This is a genomic window from Chitinophaga sp. RCC_12, from assembly GCF_041360695.1.
In the GTDB taxonomy this organism is placed as follows: domain Bacteria; phylum Bacteroidota; class Bacteroidia; order Chitinophagales; family Chitinophagaceae; genus Chitinophaga.
The window spans coordinates 154,369-171,452 of record NZ_JBFUPS010000009.1 but is presented as its reverse complement, the minus strand read 5'-3'; the positions used below and the strand labels follow the sequence as shown (position 1 = coordinate 171,452).

Genomic DNA, 17,084 nt, shown 5'->3' with positions numbered 1-17,084 from the left:
GTCCGCATACTTAACTGATGATCATTAAAGTTCTGTCGTCATGATTCCCGGGGCTCCAGAAGTCCATCCAGGCAGATAGCTGGTTGGCGGTTTCCAATGTATGGCTGGCCAGGTCTACTTTTGCATTGTCATCATTTTTACCGCCGAGGTCTTCCAGCAGTGCTTTCCAGGCTGTCAGCTTCTCCAGGTTGGCTTCTACTTCAAACTTGGGATCGTAAATACCGTCGGTCATCAGCATCAGGTACGAGAAATCAGGCACCAGCCTGAACCCGAAGCGGGTTGCAAATGTATCACTTTTAAAGATTTCCTGCATGGTAATAAACCGGGTTCCCCCGCTAAATTCTCCTACATCCAGCCGGTTCAGCAGTGCAATGTCTGTAAAATCCTTATTAATCAAAGCAATGGGGCAGTCGCCTACGCCAAAGCTCATGACTACATAGCCGGATTCGTACTTTTTTAAAAGTACAAATATAAGTGTGGAATGAAGATCTTTTACTGGTGCTGCGCAGGCGGCAGCAAATTCTTCCAGCTTTTTATGTACGGTGAATGCTGCTTTGCCGAGGTTATCATATACAAAGCGGGTGAGTTCTTTTTGTGTTTTGTCGCTTCCGGCGGTGGCATGTGCAGCAATCAGCGCATCAAATGCGCTTCTTAGCGCTGGTGTAAAGTGCTGTTCAAAGTATTCCACGATGCCGGTGCACGCCATCCTTGACCCTGCGCGGGACAGCCTTGCGCTGCCGGCGCCGTCAGAAACGGCCATGACGCTCCATCCGGTGTCACCGAAATGTTTAAAGGCGAAATCATCTTCCCGGAAGCCACCGGTATTAGCGTGCGAGCGGCCTCTTTTGGAGGCTACCAGCAGGTGCCGGTCACCCAGTGGAGCATATTCGGCTACGTTGTCTTCTTTCCAGTAAGGATCGTTTTTATCGCTGTCAATATTTTTCCAGAGCGATCTGGGATTGGGGTTGATGACCAGCGGCACCTTTTTTTCGTTGGGCGCGGTGGCGTCATCTTCGCCGTTGATGCGGTATTTCAATGTTAGTTTAAAATCGCCGCTTTTAACGGGGGTACCCCGGATCACTTTTGTTTCCGGATCGTATTGCAGACCGGATTCTTCGAGCCCCTCGATATCAAAATAGGTGAAGTCGTTCCATTGCAGCAGCCCGAAATCCAGCGCCACCTCGTAAGGCTTTCCTGCAGTGGCATTCGGGATGCTGACGGGTTGTTGCTGAATGTCGGCCAACCGGTTTTTAAACTGCCAGGTATCCATTAGTAGCTTTTTATTGTCCATAATCTGCTTTACCGCCTGCCTGTTTTTCTCTTCATTCACAAAAGCGTCGAACAGGTGCTGCCGGTTAGTGCCGATCGTAATATTATTTGCTTTAAATAATTCCCGGATAAAGGATTTGTCCATGTTTATCTTTTGTCGGTTAGCCTTGTGCCCGGTTTACATCAAAACCGCCGTCGCTGGCGCCGTATGCCGCGGTGTTTCCGCAGGTGGGGCAGGTACTGAGCTTTTCTTCACCGATGCAATGAATCTGGCCACAGGAGCACAGGGCGAATCCCCATTGGTTGCCGCAGCAGGGGCAGGTGGGATTGCCTATCAGTTCTTCACTGTTGATAACGGCCGGTTTGGTGTTGCTATCGGACAGTTCGTGATAGGTTTTATCTACCTGGAAGGCCCCTACCAACCGGTAATACAGCCTGTTCAGGTTCAGGCCGTATATTTCTGCGTCCTGTTCCGCGCGGCGGTATTTCATGAGGTAGTCGCGTTGCAGGTGCTGGCATTTCCCTACCATTACCACGTAGTTGCTATCGGTGTAACTGCGGGGTGGTGATGGTTTTGAGAGATCTATTTTCGACAACGTATCGGTATCGTGTATTTTCGACAGTTCAAATCCGGAAGCGTTTTTCTCTACGCTTTCACTGCTGGTTTTGATAGAGTCGGTAATCCATTTGAAGAACTGCTTATAGGCTGCGGGAGAGCTGTTTTTAAAATGCACTACGTTTTCCGTCAGTTCTTTCAGCAGGTTGGTATCTGCTTCATTGCCGAAGGAAACGGCTACCATATTGGCGGTGCGTTGCCAGTTCTGTTTCCATTCTGCGATGGCGGCGCTGGTATCGTCTGTAGGTACGCCATCCGTGAAAAGAAAGATGATTGGTTTCCAGTCGCCTTTTATTTCATAGGTGGTTTTCACCTGGTTTTTTCTCAGTTCATACATGAGGTGTCCCAGTCCCCGGCTTAAAGAGGTGCCTCCGCCAATAGGAAAACGCGGCGGATAAAAGTTGATGATTTCCTGCAGCGGTACCAGTGTTTTCGCCTGACCGGCAAAAACAATAATAGAGATCCATGCTGTTTCAATAGCGTAAGGATCTGTTTTGAGTGCCTGTATGATTTGTCCGAGGCCTTCTTCCACCTGTTGAATGGGTTCTCCCACCATTGATTCGGAGACGTCTATCAGGAAATAAACCGGTAGTCTTCTCATTATCCAAAATTTACAGAAGTGATATATACGGTTCCCGGACCGGTAATTTTCAGCATACTTAATCCTTCTCCTCCAAGGAGATTATTTCCGGAGAAATGGGATGACATCCGGTTTACCATATCTGCATTCATGCAGATGAAGCTTTTTTCATCCACAAAAACGGTTTGCCCGGGTGTGAGGTCCAGCGTAAGGGGTGTGCCTACCACATCTAAAAATACCGTACAAAATCCTGTTATTTTCTGCATGATCAGCCCTGTACCACCGATGAGGGAGGTCAGGTTCATTTTCACATCAATATCAATTTTGTCGGAGGAGGCTACAAAAGCGCCTGCTTTACAAACGATGCCAGAGGTAAGCTGCTTGAGGTTAACGGGCAACAGCCCTACTTTGCCGGCTACCACCAGTTTGCGCGGATTTAAATGGGTATTGCACAGTTCTACCTGGAAAATGCTTTCGCCGGTGAGTTTTCTTTTTATCAGTCCGGCTACGCCTTTATCGAATACATTGACCTTTGAAGTGATTCCTTCTTCATGATAGATCAATGCGCCTTTTTCACAGAAGAATTTTTCCTGTTGGGATAATTCTACTTCCAGGCATTTAAAATCGTGTCCGATCAATTTTACGTTCATTCTTTTTATTATCAGATGACTAAATTCACTTCGTTGGGAGGCGGCGGCAGTGCTACCTGTTCGGTAGTGCCCATACTTTTATTTCCCTGTTCTATGGTGTCGGATACCCACTTAAAAAATTGTTTCAATGTGGCACTGTCGGCCGTATCGAGATGCACCACGGTATCCGTCAGTTCCTTGAGCATGCCGTTGTCTGCTGCTTTTCCTGCCGCGCAACCTACAATGGTGGCGAAGTTCAGGTCTTTTATCAGCGGGATCATTTTGCGGTACAGCTGCAGATCCGAGGGTTTACCATCAGTGAAAAGGAACAGCAACGGGCGCCAGTCGCCTTTTTGCGTGGGCGTACCTTTGCGTACTTCGCTGTTTACTTTTGCATGGAGAAATTCCAGGGCATAGCCGGTGTGTGTGGGGCCACTCTGCGGACAGGTAATTTCCGGCAGCTGGAAATTGGCCAGTTCCACCAGCGGGGTCAGTTCTTTTACTTCCCGGTCGAAAGTGATGATGCTGAGCCACAACGAATCCATTGCCTGGGGGTCCATCCGCAAAGTGTTTACCATGCCGCTCAGGGCGTTGTTGAGCGCCTGAATAGGTTCACCGTACATAGATCCGGAGGTATCCAATAAAAAAAATACCGGTAATCGTCGCATATCAATATTTTAATTTCTTACACCACGATATTCAGTTCTGCCGGTGGTGGCGGCAGCTCGTTTAAGCCTATTAATTCTTTGCCGGCATCTTCCACTTTTGTGGAAGTAACGCCAATGGAAGCGGTTACCCATGCAAAGAAGCGGGCGATACTCTGACTATCGGCGGTATCAAGACTGAGTACATTTTCGGTGATTTGTTTCAGTATGGCGGTATCTGCACCAGAGCCGGCAGCACAGGCGATCGTATAAGCCACTTTGCGTTGTTTAAATGCGGTCAATCCACTTTGCCAGTTATCGGTGGGAATGCCATCTGTCATGATGAACACGAGTGGTTTCCAATCGCCTTTCTTCTCCGTAGTTGTTTTGGCCACTTCGTGATCGATGCAGTTGCTTACCAGCTGCAGCGCTTCTCCCAGTGCGGTGGTGCCGGTAGCTTTTATATCCACCATCTGGAAAGACGCGAGGTCGGTAAGGGGTACTACCTGCCGTGCGGAGCTATCGAAAGTGATGATGCTGATAAATGCGGTTTCAATGGCCTGCGGATTCTGACGTAATGAGTTAATCATTATCTGTACGCCATTTTTCACTGCCTCAATAGGTTCTCCATTCATAGAACCGGAAGTATCTAATAAAAGATACACGGGTAATCTTCTCATACTGCATTAATTTAATACCAGTGTTGGCATGTTGAAAATGGGTAACATTTCATCCAGCGTTTTCCGCCGGATGAGGTTATGCTGAATATAGGTTTTTTGTGATCAGGAATAGGTTAACTTTTTCAATTCATCCACAAAGCTATCGGATTGATGTGGAATACCAATGGCCCTGAACTTCCAGGCGCCATCTTTACGATAAATTTCCGCAAATGTCATGGAGCACATCCCGTTGTAGGTGCTGTCGCCCGACAGGCTGAATTTAGCGATCTCTTTTCCGCGGCTGTCGACCGCCCGGATGAACGCATTATCGATCATACCGAAATGCTGGTTGGTGGCGCGGCCATTGTAAATGGTGACCATAAACAGGATCTTTTCGTATTTATTTTCCAGCTGATCCAGCTTGATGATGATTTGTTCATCATCGCCATCCCCAGCGCCGGTGCGGTTGTCGCCGGTTAACCAGATATTGCCGGAAGGGTGGCGCATGGAATTGAAGAAGATCACATCTCCCTCAAACAATCCTACTGATCTGCCATCCTTTGTTTGTACGGTTCTGCCGAGGTTGGCCACTTTGCCGCTGCTGTCGAGCAGCATGGCTACGGCATCGAGGTCGTATTCTGCTTCTTTTTTTTCTCCGCCGAATAATTTTCCAAAGAAGCCTTCGTTGCTTTTGGTTTGCCGTACATCCCAGCCCAAACCAATCGTGACCGTGGATAAATCGAATTCTTCTCCTTTGTCGTTTTTACGGAGGTCGATCGTCTGACCTTTTACTAAATTGATAGCCATAGGTAGTGGTTTATCAGGGGTTATTTAATAATCTGACCTTTGAAATATTTGGATAAGAAGTAAGCCAGATCTTCCCTGTAGCCAATCCCGGATGCTTCAAATTTCCATTTGCCATCTTTCAGGTAAAGGCGGCCAAACTCCACGCCGGTTTCAATGGAGAAATCTTCTCCCAGTTCATACTTTGCAATTTCGTTGCCGGTGCCTTCATCAACGATACGGATATACGAATCTCTTACCTGTCCGAAGTTTTGTCTTCTACTAATGGCTTCGTGGATGGTTACCACGAATAATATTTCCCTTATGCGGGGATCTATTTTGGTGAGGTCTACCTGGATGGTTTCATCATCGCCATCGGCGCTGTTGCCGCCGGTAGGGTCATCGCCGGTGTGATGCAGTGCGCCGTCCGGAGAATCTGTATTTCCGTAGAAAATAAAATATTCTTCCTGGAGGATATGCCGGCTCTCATCGATCATAAATGCAGAAGCATCCAGGTCGAAAGCGGAGCCTGTTCCTTCATTAGGATGCCAGCCTAAACCAATACTGATTTTTGAGAGGCCGATATCGATCCTTTGTCCCTTTTGTAAGTTAATCGCCATTATTCAGAATTTAAACCAGGGGTAATATAGCATATTTATTTCAGAGGATATATGGCGATAACTTCAACTTTTCAAGTCACCAGTACTGCATATCCTGCACCACTTTACCTGCCGGTGTCATCACTATTTTCTGGTCATGCGGCTCACCATCCAGCTCTACCTGGTAATACGACGCTGATCCCCTGGTAACTTTCTCCGCATCATCGATCCGGAATGCTTTGTAATTTGTTTTAATGGCTTGTTTTACTGCCTGCGGCAGATCTGTAACGGGGATATCTTCTTTAAATTGCTGTAACTGGCCCTGTTCGCTCAGCAACGCTTTATGGTCCACATTGTTTACATGGAACTCTGCCTCATAAAGAGTTCCCTTCTTCTCCCACTCCAGGTGGCTGGTGTTAGGAAATTTGGCTTTAAAGGCGGTGGTTACAGCAGCGGGCACCTGGCTCGCAGGAATGTCCTGTGCGAGGGCGGCAGCAGGAATAAAGATAGCGGCAAATAATAAACGCAGTTTCATACAACAGGATTTGAGTGAATAATGATAACAATTCCACTGTCCCTATTGTTAGGCTACGGCCCGTTTAATAACGTTTCATGATCTCCACCAACATATCCGCAATAACCGCAAAGCCTTTATCAGAGGGATGCAGGCCATCGTACGTCATATCGATCGCTGACACCGGATAAGGGTATTCATCTGTGTCCGGATGGAAAGGAATATCTTTATAATCCGGCCAGCGATAGTCCTTGTATTCACCGGTGGCAGGGTCTTTCAGGCGTTTATACTTCACCATATTTTCCAGGGTGATGCCGCTGTTATGATACAGGTCTAATTTATCGAAGTGTTCATAGTCCGCAATAGAATCGATGGCGGCCACCACCTGTGAAAGCTGTTGCCCTTTTCTTTCTTTATAAGAGCCCCAGGCGTTGTTGTTCATATCGGCGATGTATACAAAATCACCACGTTGCAGCGGGGTGACCAGGATGATATGCGCCTTTTTATTCAGTGATTTCAACTTGTCAATGATAGTCCGGAACGCGCCGTACACGGTGCTGTTCCCCGTTTTATGGAGATAGTCGGAGAAATTACCAACAGGGCGCCCGCCCCACCAGTCGTTGGTACCAAGAAACACAGAATACACATCCGCTTTTACAAGATCCAGTTTTTCTATGGCATCAGCGATACCGCCGGAAGTCCAGCCGTTATAGCCTCTATTGATATACTGTAGGTGCGGGAGCTTTTCGGTTACGCGTGTCAGGTATCCTTTGGTGATCCTGTTGCCGGTTTCACCGGGATGATCATTCAGGTAGGTAATAGAATCCCCGATGGCCACCCAGGTGATTTTCCGGGGCGCAAAGGCCGTAGCAGCCACTATTGCGGCGATGAGCAGGCCCAACAACCATTTCTTCATGATAAAATATTTTGCTCATGAAAGTAATAAATAGCATAGATAATAACAAAGCTGGACTATCTCCTGATTATAAACTGGACTACCGGCAGTAGCTATATCTGTACTATTTTTGCCTGTCAAAAATACCAGGCAATGAATATTAAACAGGATATCATCCAGCTTTTTCTGCGGGTGGCGTTAGGCGCCAGTTATCTGTGTGCGGGGCTCGACCGGTTCGGCGTGTGGGGTCCTCCGGGTGGAGCGAATATCGGGTGGGGCGACTGGCAACATTTCATGCAGTATGCACATAAACTGATGTTCTTTTTCCCCTATGCAGTGGCGGAAGTTTTTGCTGCATTGGCGTCGGGTGCAGAAATACTTTTTGCCGTAATGCTTATCACGGGCTTTTGGACCCGGTGGGCAGCCATCGGCAGCGGTGTTTTGCTACTTGGTTTTGCACTGGCCATGACCGTGGCGCTGGGCATAGCCGCACCATTGAACTATTCTGTTTTCACTGCCAGTGCCGGCAGCTTTTTATTGTCTGCTTTACCTGCCTATCGCTGGAGTGCCGACCAGTGGCGGAAAAAAACTAATCCCGCTTCCCTTTAAAATACGCGAATATCGCCATTGCATGACCGTGGCCCAGTTCATATTCTTCTTTCAGCCAGCTTACAATGTCGCCGGCTTTTACCTTGGGGGCCAGCTCGCCGTTTTGTAAGAACTTTTTCTTCTCTGCCAGCTTTTTAAAGTCTTCACCTGTTTTGCCGGTTTTCGCTTTGATATTGTCTAAATAAGCCTGGAATGACATAATACTTGTTTTTTATTTTGAATGATCTTGTAAGATGTATCTCTTAAAACAAAATTATTCATTCCGGGGAACACTCCTGGGGGGTGGTTCCGACAAACTAAGGGGCGGTTTGCGGCTTCTTTCAGGCGGCTTTTTTCACAGACCCCATGATCCACCTGGCCAGCCAGTTCATTTTCTTTACGCGGCAATTGTGAAAGGCAGACATCTGCCATTGGCCTTCCGGGCTTTTTACCCAAACCGTGGTGTTCACCGACTGACGGCTTTCAGGCACTTTTTTCTGCCAGCGGAAACGGATAGCGCCGGTGGCTACCACGATGGCTACATTCTCATTCAGGAAACGTACCTGTTCAATCTGTCCGTGCAGCCGTGCGCCTTTGAACATAAAGTTGTTCATCAGCTGCTCGTGCAGGGTGATGTACTCCTCCCGCCCTTTTAAGTGCATGCCGTTAAACGTAATGTAATCACAATCTTCCGTGAGATAAACAGCAGCGCCGCGGAAATCCAGTGTCCGGAATGAATGATAGATGGCGTTGTTCGCCTGCCTGATCGCATTAATTTCATGTACCTGGTTCATACGATAGTTGTTTTAGGAATGAATACGAAAATAGGGAGCCGCGCTACGGCAGCATAGTACAAATGGGTTAATGACACGATCATGCCGGTAAAAACAACATTTTTACCGGTAAAGCACCGGGGCGAAATAAAAAAGGGCCGCCTGTAAAAGACGACCCTTTCTCCATTATTCAGCATCTATTTCTTTTGATCCCACCAAACCTTCGAAAGGTAAGAATCCCCGTTGGTTAAGCCGGATACGGCCGTCTTATAATTTTCTGTATTCAGCAGGGCTTCCAGTGATGAGTATACCGCCCTGCGGGGAATGGTACCGTTGGTAGATCCCTGGTTAGGGCCCGGCGTTAAAACGGGGTAGCCGGTGCGGCGCCATTCTGCATATGCTTCATAGTCGCGGCCAAACAGCAGGATCCATTTCTGGGTCATGATCTTCTCCAGCTGCTTTTCTGATGTAAGTCCGGCGAGTGAAAACTCCGCATCAATGTACGCCTGCGGAACGGTGGTAATGTTATACGGCTGCATGGCCATTGCTGCCCTGATGCCATCCTGGTAAAATTTCTCCGCTTCTGCCGGCGTAGCACCCCATCCCATCAACGCCGCTTCTGCTTTAAAGAAACATACATCTGCATAGGTAAATACATAAGCAGGGATAGGCGTAGCCAATGTTTTATTAAAGTAGGTGGTCATAGAAGCGGTGGAATAATCATCTTTGATGATACCGGACAACAACGCATCCGTTAATGCCACACCAATACCTTTGTACACAGGCGTGCCGCTGTTTTTTGAATTCACCGTGGGCGCGGCAATGAACGTAAGGCGGGGATCATGCTTATCATTCAGTGTGGCCACAAAAGCCGATGCCAGGTAACGCAGATCGGGACTGCCGCTGATAAACTGCGCCAGGATAGGATTTGCGTTGGTGGTTTGTGCATCGTTGAAAGTAGGTACCGCCGCATTGTCTTTATTATCTGAAAAAAGCGGCTGACTCATCGCCTCCCGCACGGTTTTTTCCGCCAGCTGCGGCGCGGCATACTTAATGCGCATGCCTAAACGCAGTTTCAGTGAGTTGCCGAATTTCTTCCAGTTGTCGGTAGCGCCTTTGTAGTAGAAGTCCGCGTTGCCGTACGATACATCGCTGGCGTTGATATTGGCGATAGCGGCATCCAGGTCGGCAATGAGGTGTTCATAGATCGACTGCTGGCTGTCGTACACCGGTTTGTTATTTACGTCGGTTGCATCTTCTGTTGTTTGTGAAAACGGTACGGCGCCAAAGAGATCCGTTAACCGTTGCCATATAAATATTTCGAGGATGCGGGCAATGGCAAGCTTTGTTCTCCCGGTTGGATCATTTTCTTTTCCTTTCAATGCCTGGTTCCGGATCTGGCCCAGGTTTCTCAACAAGGTATAATGTGCGGCCCACATGTTATTATCCGGCTGCTGGATATAACGGGAAGTAGGCGCCACCAGGCCACCGGCCCAGTATTGCACCCAGGAACCTACCTGTATATTGGCGGTTTCTGTGCCTTCAGCAAAGGCCGCATCTTTTTGTACTTTTGATAACAACAGGGCGGGATCAATGTTTGTTACCGTTGTTGGCGGCGTGTTCAGATCGCTGAAGTCTTTGGTACAGCCACCCAATAACAACCCCGCCGTTAACACCAGCACTTTTCTATATATCGATGATTTGTTTTTCATATGCTTCGTTTTTACAGATTAAAGATCCAGGCTTACGTTCACACCAAAGCTCCGCATCATCGGCAGCGCCGTTGATTCCAGGCCGAGAGAGGAGTTGTTTACGTTGAAGGAAGACGCTTCGGGAGAGAAGCCATCCGTTTTCCGCTGGAAGTAAAAAAGGTTCCTGCCATAGATGCCTACATTCATTCTGCGGATAATTTTACCGGAGAATAATTTCGATGGCAGCGCGTAACTCAAACTGATTTCACGCATGGCTACGTAGCTGGCGTCATTCATCATTTCTTCCGATACCACATTTTCTTTATCGCTGGCGACTACGTTCCAGTAGTCCTGCGCCAATACTTTCATCGTATTTTCTTTACCGGTGCTAACCCAGTTGCCACTGCTGTTTTTTTCCGCAATCATACCGGAGGCTACGTAGCTGCCGTCCCTGCCTGCCAGTGTTTTTGTTGTGGTACCATAAATCAGTTCTTCCCGGTTACTTTGGGAATATACCAGGCCGCCCTGGCGGATATCCACTAATGCGGCTAAAGCAAAACCTTTGTAACGGAAGGTATTGGCAAAACCGCCGGTCCAGTCGGGCATGGCATTTCCCAGCTCTGTGAGCTGACGCCCCTGTGTGCGCAATGGCAAGCCCGTAGCAGGATCTATCAGCCGGTTGCCGGCTTCATCTTTCAGCCAGGCGAAGCCTGTTCCGATCATAGTGCCGAAAGGCTTACCTGGTGCAGCTATTACGTTGATCCCCCTATCACTTCCCAATACAAATGTTTCCACACCTTCGGTGAGTGATACCACTTCATTTTTGTTGCGGGAAAATGTAAAGGTGCTTTCCCAGGTAAATCCATTGGCCAGCTTCACGGGTGTTCCGTTTAACGACAGTTCAATTCCCTTGTTGCGGATTTCGCCGGCATTGATCCTGCGCGCTTCAAATTTGCTGGAAGGCGGTAAGGGCACATCCAGGATCTGGTTTTTCGTAGCGGCGTTATAGTAAGTAAAGCTGATGCCCAGGCGGTTGTTCAGGAGACGTACGTCGGTACCAAATTCCACCGAGGTAGTCAGTTCATTTTTCAGGTTAGGATCGGGAATAATAGAAGTAAAAGATGCCAGCGGCTGACCCCCATGTGTGAACTGATCCAGGCTGTAGGCGCCGGTGAGCTGGTAAGGATTACCAGAGCTGCCAGCCTGCGCCAGCGATCCGCGCAGCTTCCAGAAACTAACGATGTTGCTGTTCATCTTCAGCAGGTCGGTCATGATTAAACTGGTGCTTACAGAAGGATAAAAGAAAGAATTGTTACTTGCAGACAAGGTAGATGACCAGTCGTTCCGTGCGGAGAAATCCACGAACCAGTAGTTCCGGAAAGCCAGCTGCCCGAAGCCGTATACGGAGTTGATCTCAGATTCCTGTAAATCGAAAAGATAGGAATTGGTAAGCGTGTTATTGATCACATGCAGGTCCGGCACAATAAACTCTTTCCCGGTATTGCCGGTCATGCGCATAAACTTTTTCTGGTGACTGGCGCCTGCATTCAGCCCCAGGGTGAAGTCCTTGCTCAGCTCCAGGTTGCCGGCCAGCAATACATCATAGTTATCTTCCCGGACCCTTATTATCCGGTCTTCAATATCACCATTCCTGTTCTGGCTCTGGTACGTGCCTTTGGCTCTCCAGCGCAGGCGTTCTTCTGTATAAAAATCGGTACCGCCGCGGGCAGTTAATTTCAACCATTTATTAAAATCGTACGACAGCCGCAGCATCCCCAGGAGCCGGTCGCGGTGATCGGTGTTTTGCGTTTTATGGATGGTCCAGTAAGGATTGGCGGTAGAACTGTTGGTAGCGTATGTTTTCTCCAGTCCGGGTGTTACGCCGCTGTAGCCAAATTGCCGGGCCACATCCTGGGCGGTCCAGGTGTAATCTGCGAGGATGCTCAGTGGCATGCTCCGCGGCTGACTGATAAACAGGTAAGCCGGGTTATCGGATGCATCGGAGAGTGTGGGCCTGTTTTTACCTTTCTGGGAGATGTAGTTGAGCTTCGCATCCAGCTGTAATTTGGGCGTAATAGACGCCTGTGTGCGAAGGGTAAAAGTGTTCCTGTCAAGCGTGTTAGTGGGCACATACCCGTTTACATGCGTGTTGGAATAAGAGAAGCGGTAGTTCACTTTATCATTTCCACCATCTGCGGCAATATTATTTACGAACTGTTTTTCCTGGTCGAAAAAGTCTTTATAGGTATTGGGTTGCGGCGTCAGCTTCAAAATATTTCCCCACTGGTCTTCATACTCCTGCCCTTCCATTTTTGGGCCCCAGCTGCTGCGGGCAATCCTGTCGCGGCCGGCGCTCATTTTAGGCATGCCCTGCAGCCCTTGTGCTTTGGCTTGCGCCATCGTATATACTTTACCGTCGGTGGCGCGGAAGTGCGTGAAATCACCGTTTAATCCCTGGCCGTATTCATCCTGGAAATCGGGGGTTACCAGTGCGTTGCCGATGGCGTAATCGCTGCTGAACTTCAGCCCGATGCCTTTGCGTGAGCTGCCCGATTTGGTGGTGATAAGCACTACACCGTTACTGCCGCGCTGGCCGTACAATGCTGCGGCATTAGGGCCTTTCAGGATGGATATGCTTTCAATATCTTCCTGGTTAATATTGGAGATGCCATCGCCATAGTCCACACCGCCGGTGCTGCCGGCAGCGCCGATGTTCTGGTTATCGAGGGGCACTCCGTCAACTACATATAGCGGTTGACTGTTACCCTGCAGGGAGTTATTTCCGCGGATCAGGATCTTGGAAGACCCGCCGGCGCCGGAGGCAGGCTGACTTACCTGTACGCCGGCCACTTTACCGGATAGCGCATTAGCCACATTCACTTCCTTTCCTTCCGACAGGTCCGCGCCTTTCAGCTCTGCTACCGTGTATCCGAGCGATTTGCTTTCGCGCTTAATACCAAGTGCCGTTACCACTACTTCAGACAAACCCTTTGAGCTTTCCGTTAACTTTACATCGAGCGTGGTGCTGCCGGCAGTTTCCACCCGCTGTTTGTTAAACCCGATAAAGGAGAACAACAATGCGCTGGCGCCGGATGGCAGCTGGATGGTGTATTTTCCCGTGGCATCTGTTACGGCGCCTCTCGCAGAGCCTTCCACTGTAACGGTTACACCAGGCAGCGGCACACCTTTTTCATCGGTCACCCTGCCGGTGATCAAGGTATCGGCGGCCAGTTCCGTAACGGCTTTTTTCACCGGCACCTCCTTTAGGGTGATGGTGCGGTCGATGATTTTATATTCCAGCGGCTGGCCTGCCAGGCATTGATTCAACACCGCCGTTATTTCCGCGTCCTTTACGTTCAAAGAAACGGGAGTGGTGTTTTTCAGGATATCGTTGTTGTATAAAAAGTAGTAGCCGGTTTGTTGTTTGATAGCGTCAAACACCTGCTGCAGCGGCACTTTCTTTACCGACAACGTAACTTTCTGCGCATAAGCAGTGGCTGCTGCACTTAATGCAAAAAGAAAAAGCAGCAGGGTGGTCAGCTTCAGGGCCACCTTCATTTTTACAGGCAATGGGAGTAGTATACCCCGCCCGGAAGCGGAAATAAATCTTTTCATCATCGGTTAATTTTTAATTAATAGCGATTGATTCGTTTAAATTCTGGTCTTTGTTTATTACAGGTACTTATTTACTTTCGTGCATCCGTTCCAGTTATACTTGTTTCATTTCGACAGTGTTACAGTGACGTCTTTTCCATTTACCCTGAAGTTGGCGCCGCTTACGAAGTTGAGCATTTCCAGCACCTGCGACAACTTCGCCTGGCGGCTGATATTGCCGCTGATGCGTTTTACGGGCAGCGGGCCTTCGTAATGAATGTCCAGGTCGTACCAGCGGGCTACCTGTTCCATAATTTCCCGGAAATCATCATCTTTAAAAAAGAAGATGCCTTCTTTCCAGGCGATAGCTTTTTCGGTATCTGCTGCGGCGATACGTACCTGGTCGCCCTGCACATTGGCTTGCTGGCCCGGCGCCAGCTGCCAGGAACGATTATCCTTTACCTGGATTTTTACAGCGCCGGTGATCAGCGTGGTTTTCACCACTTTACTGTAGGCGCCTACATTAAAATGGGTGCCCAGCACCAGTACTTCCATCTGCTGCACCATTACCCGGAAAGGTTTGCCAGGACTGGCAGCTACTTCAAAATATCCTTCCCCGGTGAGTTCCACCCGGCGTTCGCCATTAGTAAAGTGTACGGGGAAACGCAGGGAGGAGGCGGCATTGAGCCATACGCGTGTACCGTCTTCCAGTGTGAGCTGGTATTGCCCCGCCTTTGCGGTGGACAAAGTATTGAATAGCGCAGCCGCGTGCGGTTCATTTGATTTATTGTATACAAGTCCGCCTGGTTGCTGCGCAATAGTGGTTCCATCTGCCTCTTTAATGGCACCTTCCGGCTGATTGCCCAGGTGTACGGTTTTCCCGTTGCCCAGTTGCAGGGTGGCGCTGTTGCTGCCGGGGAGTACATCATTTTTTATTTGTGGAGAAGTGCCGGCCATCATTTTTCCGGGCCTGGTATCCGGTGTGCGCCAATTATAGGCGACGATCACGCCTCCTAATACTGCGGCAGCGGCGGCCGTCCATGCAGCGATCCGGCGCCATGTTACCCTCCTGCCCGGAGTTGCCTGGGTGGAGCGGGCCAGTACGGCCTGCCAGTCGGCATCCACATCAATGGTATCATGAAAGGCGATCGCATCGCGCAGGGTTTCCTGGTCTTTCAGGGATTCCAGCAGCTGCTGATGCCGCACATCGTGTTCCAGCCAGGCTTCCAGCTCTTGCCGTTCGGCCGCCGTAGCCTGTTCCCGGAGATATTTTAAAATTAAGCCGGCGTATTTATACAGATCCTGGTTTTGCTCCATAAAGGTTGCTTACCAGGTAAAGAAACGCGGGACGGAAAAAAGGGTGAAAGAAATAAGAATATTTTTTTGAGAGCAGGATTTACAGGAATAATACGGCGTAAATTTCGGGGTTAAGCCGTTGTCTTAACAGGTGCAGTCCTCTTTTCTTCTGGGTTTTAACCGTATTAATGCTGATGTTCAGCTGGTCGGCAATTTCCTGGTTTTTAAGCCCGGAGATGTAGCCCATCCTGATAATCACCTGGCAGGCTTCGGGCAATGTTTCCAGTGCGCGGTTAATTTCGCCGATCACTTCCGACCGGATCATCGTTAAAATTACAGAAGGATCGTTTTCTGACGCGCCTTCCTGTGCGGCGGCAAATTTCTCCACCACTTTCTCATGCCGGATGGCATTTAAACAGGCATTACGGACGGTAGTATACAGGAAATTTTTGATGGCCACCGGATGCGCAGTCACCTGCCCCTGTTGCCCCAGGTAGCTTACAAAGGCTTCCTGGGCAATATCCCTGGCAGCGTCCTTATCGCCGGTAAACTGAAAGGCAAAGTAGCAAAGCCTGGTATAGTAAGTTTTGAAAAGTATGGCTGGCTCCAGTGCGTCGGATGGCGTTGACATAAAATATACCTTTCGTGATCAATTCTGACAATCCGGAAACCATAGATAATGGCATCTCACTTGAAAAAATAAGACATTTATTCGGAAAAAAATAGGAAAACAAAATTTCGGGCAGAAAGAAAGCCTGCGGGGTGCGCAGGCTTTCTGGTATCGGGGATCGCCTTCGGCGATGGAAATTGTCTTTCTGCCTGATTAGGCGGATTATGCTGATTACGCTGATTTGATTAACTTTTATTTTTTGATTTTAAAAGATTTTTTATTAGGGATTATTTTCAGGATTGTTTTCTGCTGCGGGAGGAGTATGGTTATCTGTGTTTTCGTCAGCCATGGGTGTTGCAGTATCCGGTTCGTTTATACCAGTATTAAAAACAACATTTTCCTTCTCTGCTTTTTTGCGGCTGAACAGGCGTCTGAAGAATCCGATGAGCGCTACAAACCCAATGGCAATGAATTTCCAGCCGGCGGCAAGGTATTTTACCAGGATGGCAAAGAACCCAACTTTCGCCAGCAATTTACCAGCTACAAGACCACCAATAGACCATGCTGCCACGTTATCCACCTTCGGATCGAAATCGAAATAGGTATTCCCCTGTGTGAAAGTAGCCATGTGTAACACCTTGCCGATATCCGCCTTTACCAGCGGGAGTTCACTCATCTTGCAAACAGCATTCAGCGATAATACACCATGGCGCCCCAGTATACGGATCTCGTAATTCAGCGTATGACCGCCTTCCTGGTCATCGAAACGGATTTCCTTTGCCCAGTGCAGCACCTTATTCTTTTTGTCGTAGAAAGGTTGTTGCGCCCATCCAATCAGGTGAATACCGGAGTAACCCTGTTTGGCACGTTCCTCATTGGTTTCCTTCTCGCCTTCCTGCATGTTTTTCATCATTTCATTGTAGTCAATCTTTTCGGCGTCATCATCCTTGACATAACCAATGTCTTCGAATTCAATAATAAAGGCATAACTGCTATCCGCAAAAGGATCAGAATTTGCCGGGAAAATCATTCCCAACGTATTGTTGGCGTTTTCCGGCGGATTGCCCCAAAGCGTAGTGAGCACATACTGGCTTTTTTCCTTGTTCAGGAATTTGAAACCCGCAGGCACATTAATCTCCACCTTTCCACCCGGCAATACAATAGTGCCGGTTTCATATTTAAAAGACTTATTGACAGAATCAACATAATTATCAAGCTCTTTTTGATAAAGCTCCGTTGAATCTTCAATGGGGACGGCTTTAGGGACAGCCGGGGTTGCATACAAACCCAGGGCTGCAAAGAGCAACCCTGACAGGTACAGGTACTTGAACATAAGTTATTAAT

At 48.6% G+C, this 17,084-nt stretch carries 17 protein-coding genes; 1 reads left to right on the top strand and 16 read right to left on the bottom strand.

Annotated features, from left to right (window positions below; all coding sequences use genetic code 11):
- Nucleotides 1–10: 10 nt before the first annotated feature.
- The 9 genes from AB6805_RS24115 to AB6805_RS24075 form a co-directional block, all read right to left on the bottom strand.
- Complete coding sequence (locus tag AB6805_RS24115; RefSeq protein ID WP_370912017.1) at nucleotides 11–1,414, bottom strand: PP2C family serine/threonine-protein phosphatase; 1,404 nt, start codon at nucleotides 1,412–1,414, stop codon at nucleotides 11–13.
- A 16-nt stretch (nucleotides 1,415–1,430) separates the two neighbouring features.
- On the bottom strand, nucleotides 1,431–2,486 hold the full coding sequence (locus tag AB6805_RS24110) for a TerY-C metal binding domain-containing protein (RefSeq protein WP_370912016.1): 1,056 nt from the start codon (nucleotides 2,484–2,486) through the stop codon (nucleotides 1,431–1,433).
- Nucleotides 2,486–3,115: an AIM24 family protein gene (locus AB6805_RS24105; protein ID WP_370912015.1), complete on the bottom strand. Its 630-nt coding sequence runs from the start codon at nucleotides 3,113–3,115 to the stop codon at nucleotides 2,486–2,488. Before AB6805_RS24105 ends, AB6805_RS24110 begins: the two co-directional genes overlap by 1 nt.
- Nucleotides 3,116–3,126: 11 nt before the next feature.
- On the bottom strand, nucleotides 3,127–3,762 hold the full coding sequence (locus tag AB6805_RS24100) for a VWA domain-containing protein (protein WP_370912014.1): 636 nt from the start codon (nucleotides 3,760–3,762) through the stop codon (nucleotides 3,127–3,129).
- A 17-nt stretch (nucleotides 3,763–3,779) separates the two neighbouring features.
- On the bottom strand, nucleotides 3,780–4,418 hold the full coding sequence (locus AB6805_RS24095; RefSeq protein WP_370912013.1) for a VWA domain-containing protein: 639 nt from the start codon (nucleotides 4,416–4,418) through the stop codon (nucleotides 3,780–3,782).
- A 102-nt stretch (nucleotides 4,419–4,520) separates the two neighbouring features.
- Nucleotides 4,521–5,204 carry a TerD family protein gene (locus tag AB6805_RS24090; protein ID WP_370912012.1) on the bottom strand — a complete coding sequence of 228 codons (684 nt, stop codon included), beginning with the start codon at nucleotides 5,202–5,204 and terminating at the stop codon, nucleotides 4,521–4,523.
- A 20-nt stretch (nucleotides 5,205–5,224) separates the two neighbouring features.
- Nucleotides 5,225–5,800, bottom strand: coding sequence for a TerD family protein (locus AB6805_RS24085; RefSeq protein WP_370912011.1), 576 nt, complete (start codon nucleotides 5,798–5,800; stop codon nucleotides 5,225–5,227).
- A 76-nt stretch (nucleotides 5,801–5,876) separates the two neighbouring features.
- Nucleotides 5,877–6,314 (bottom strand): PepSY-like domain-containing protein, encoded by a 438-nt coding sequence (locus AB6805_RS24080; RefSeq protein WP_370912010.1) that lies wholly within the window; start codon nucleotides 6,312–6,314, stop codon nucleotides 5,877–5,879.
- Between the two features lie 64 nt (nucleotides 6,315–6,378).
- On the bottom strand, nucleotides 6,379–7,209 hold the full coding sequence (locus AB6805_RS24075) for an SGNH/GDSL hydrolase family protein (protein ID WP_370912009.1): 831 nt from the start codon (nucleotides 7,207–7,209) through the stop codon (nucleotides 6,379–6,381).
- A gap of 132 nt (nucleotides 7,210–7,341) precedes the next feature.
- Between AB6805_RS24075 and AB6805_RS24070 the strand changes: the two genes are divergently transcribed.
- Nucleotides 7,342–7,797: a DoxX family protein gene (locus tag AB6805_RS24070; RefSeq protein ID WP_370912008.1), complete on the top strand. Its 456-nt coding sequence runs from the start codon at nucleotides 7,342–7,344 to the stop codon at nucleotides 7,795–7,797.
- On the opposite strand, the gene AB6805_RS24065 is transcribed toward AB6805_RS24070, so the two are convergent.
- The 7 genes from AB6805_RS24065 to AB6805_RS24035 form a co-directional block, all read right to left on the bottom strand.
- Complete coding sequence (locus AB6805_RS24065) at nucleotides 7,778–7,996, bottom strand: DUF4287 domain-containing protein (protein ID WP_370912007.1); 219 nt, start codon at nucleotides 7,994–7,996, stop codon at nucleotides 7,778–7,780. The genes AB6805_RS24070 and AB6805_RS24065 overlap by 20 nt on opposite strands.
- Before the next feature lie 121 nt (nucleotides 7,997–8,117).
- On the bottom strand, nucleotides 8,118–8,570 hold the full coding sequence (locus tag AB6805_RS24060) for an SgcJ/EcaC family oxidoreductase (RefSeq protein WP_370912006.1): 453 nt from the start codon (nucleotides 8,568–8,570) through the stop codon (nucleotides 8,118–8,120).
- A 176-nt stretch (nucleotides 8,571–8,746) separates the two neighbouring features.
- Nucleotides 8,747–10,261 carry a SusD/RagB family nutrient-binding outer membrane lipoprotein gene (locus AB6805_RS24055; protein WP_370912005.1) on the bottom strand — a complete coding sequence of 505 codons (1,515 nt, stop codon included), beginning with the start codon at nucleotides 10,259–10,261 and terminating at the stop codon, nucleotides 8,747–8,749.
- 18 nt (nucleotides 10,262–10,279) lie between these two features.
- Complete coding sequence (locus AB6805_RS24050) at nucleotides 10,280–13,858, bottom strand: SusC/RagA family TonB-linked outer membrane protein (protein ID WP_370912004.1); 3,579 nt, start codon at nucleotides 13,856–13,858, stop codon at nucleotides 10,280–10,282.
- Nucleotides 13,859–13,960: 102 nt separating this feature from the next.
- A complete protein-coding gene (locus AB6805_RS24045) occupies nucleotides 13,961–15,151 on the bottom strand; it encodes a FecR domain-containing protein (RefSeq protein ID WP_370912003.1) in 1,191 nt (396 codons plus the stop codon).
- A gap of 79 nt (nucleotides 15,152–15,230) precedes the next feature.
- Nucleotides 15,231–15,761 (bottom strand): RNA polymerase sigma-70 factor, encoded by a 531-nt coding sequence (locus AB6805_RS24040; protein ID WP_370912002.1) that lies wholly within the window; start codon nucleotides 15,759–15,761, stop codon nucleotides 15,231–15,233.
- A gap of 259 nt (nucleotides 15,762–16,020) precedes the next feature.
- A complete protein-coding gene (locus AB6805_RS24035) occupies nucleotides 16,021–17,073 on the bottom strand; it encodes a DUF2167 domain-containing protein (RefSeq protein WP_370912001.1) in 1,053 nt (350 codons plus the stop codon).
- Nucleotides 17,074–17,084: the final 11 nt, after the last annotated feature.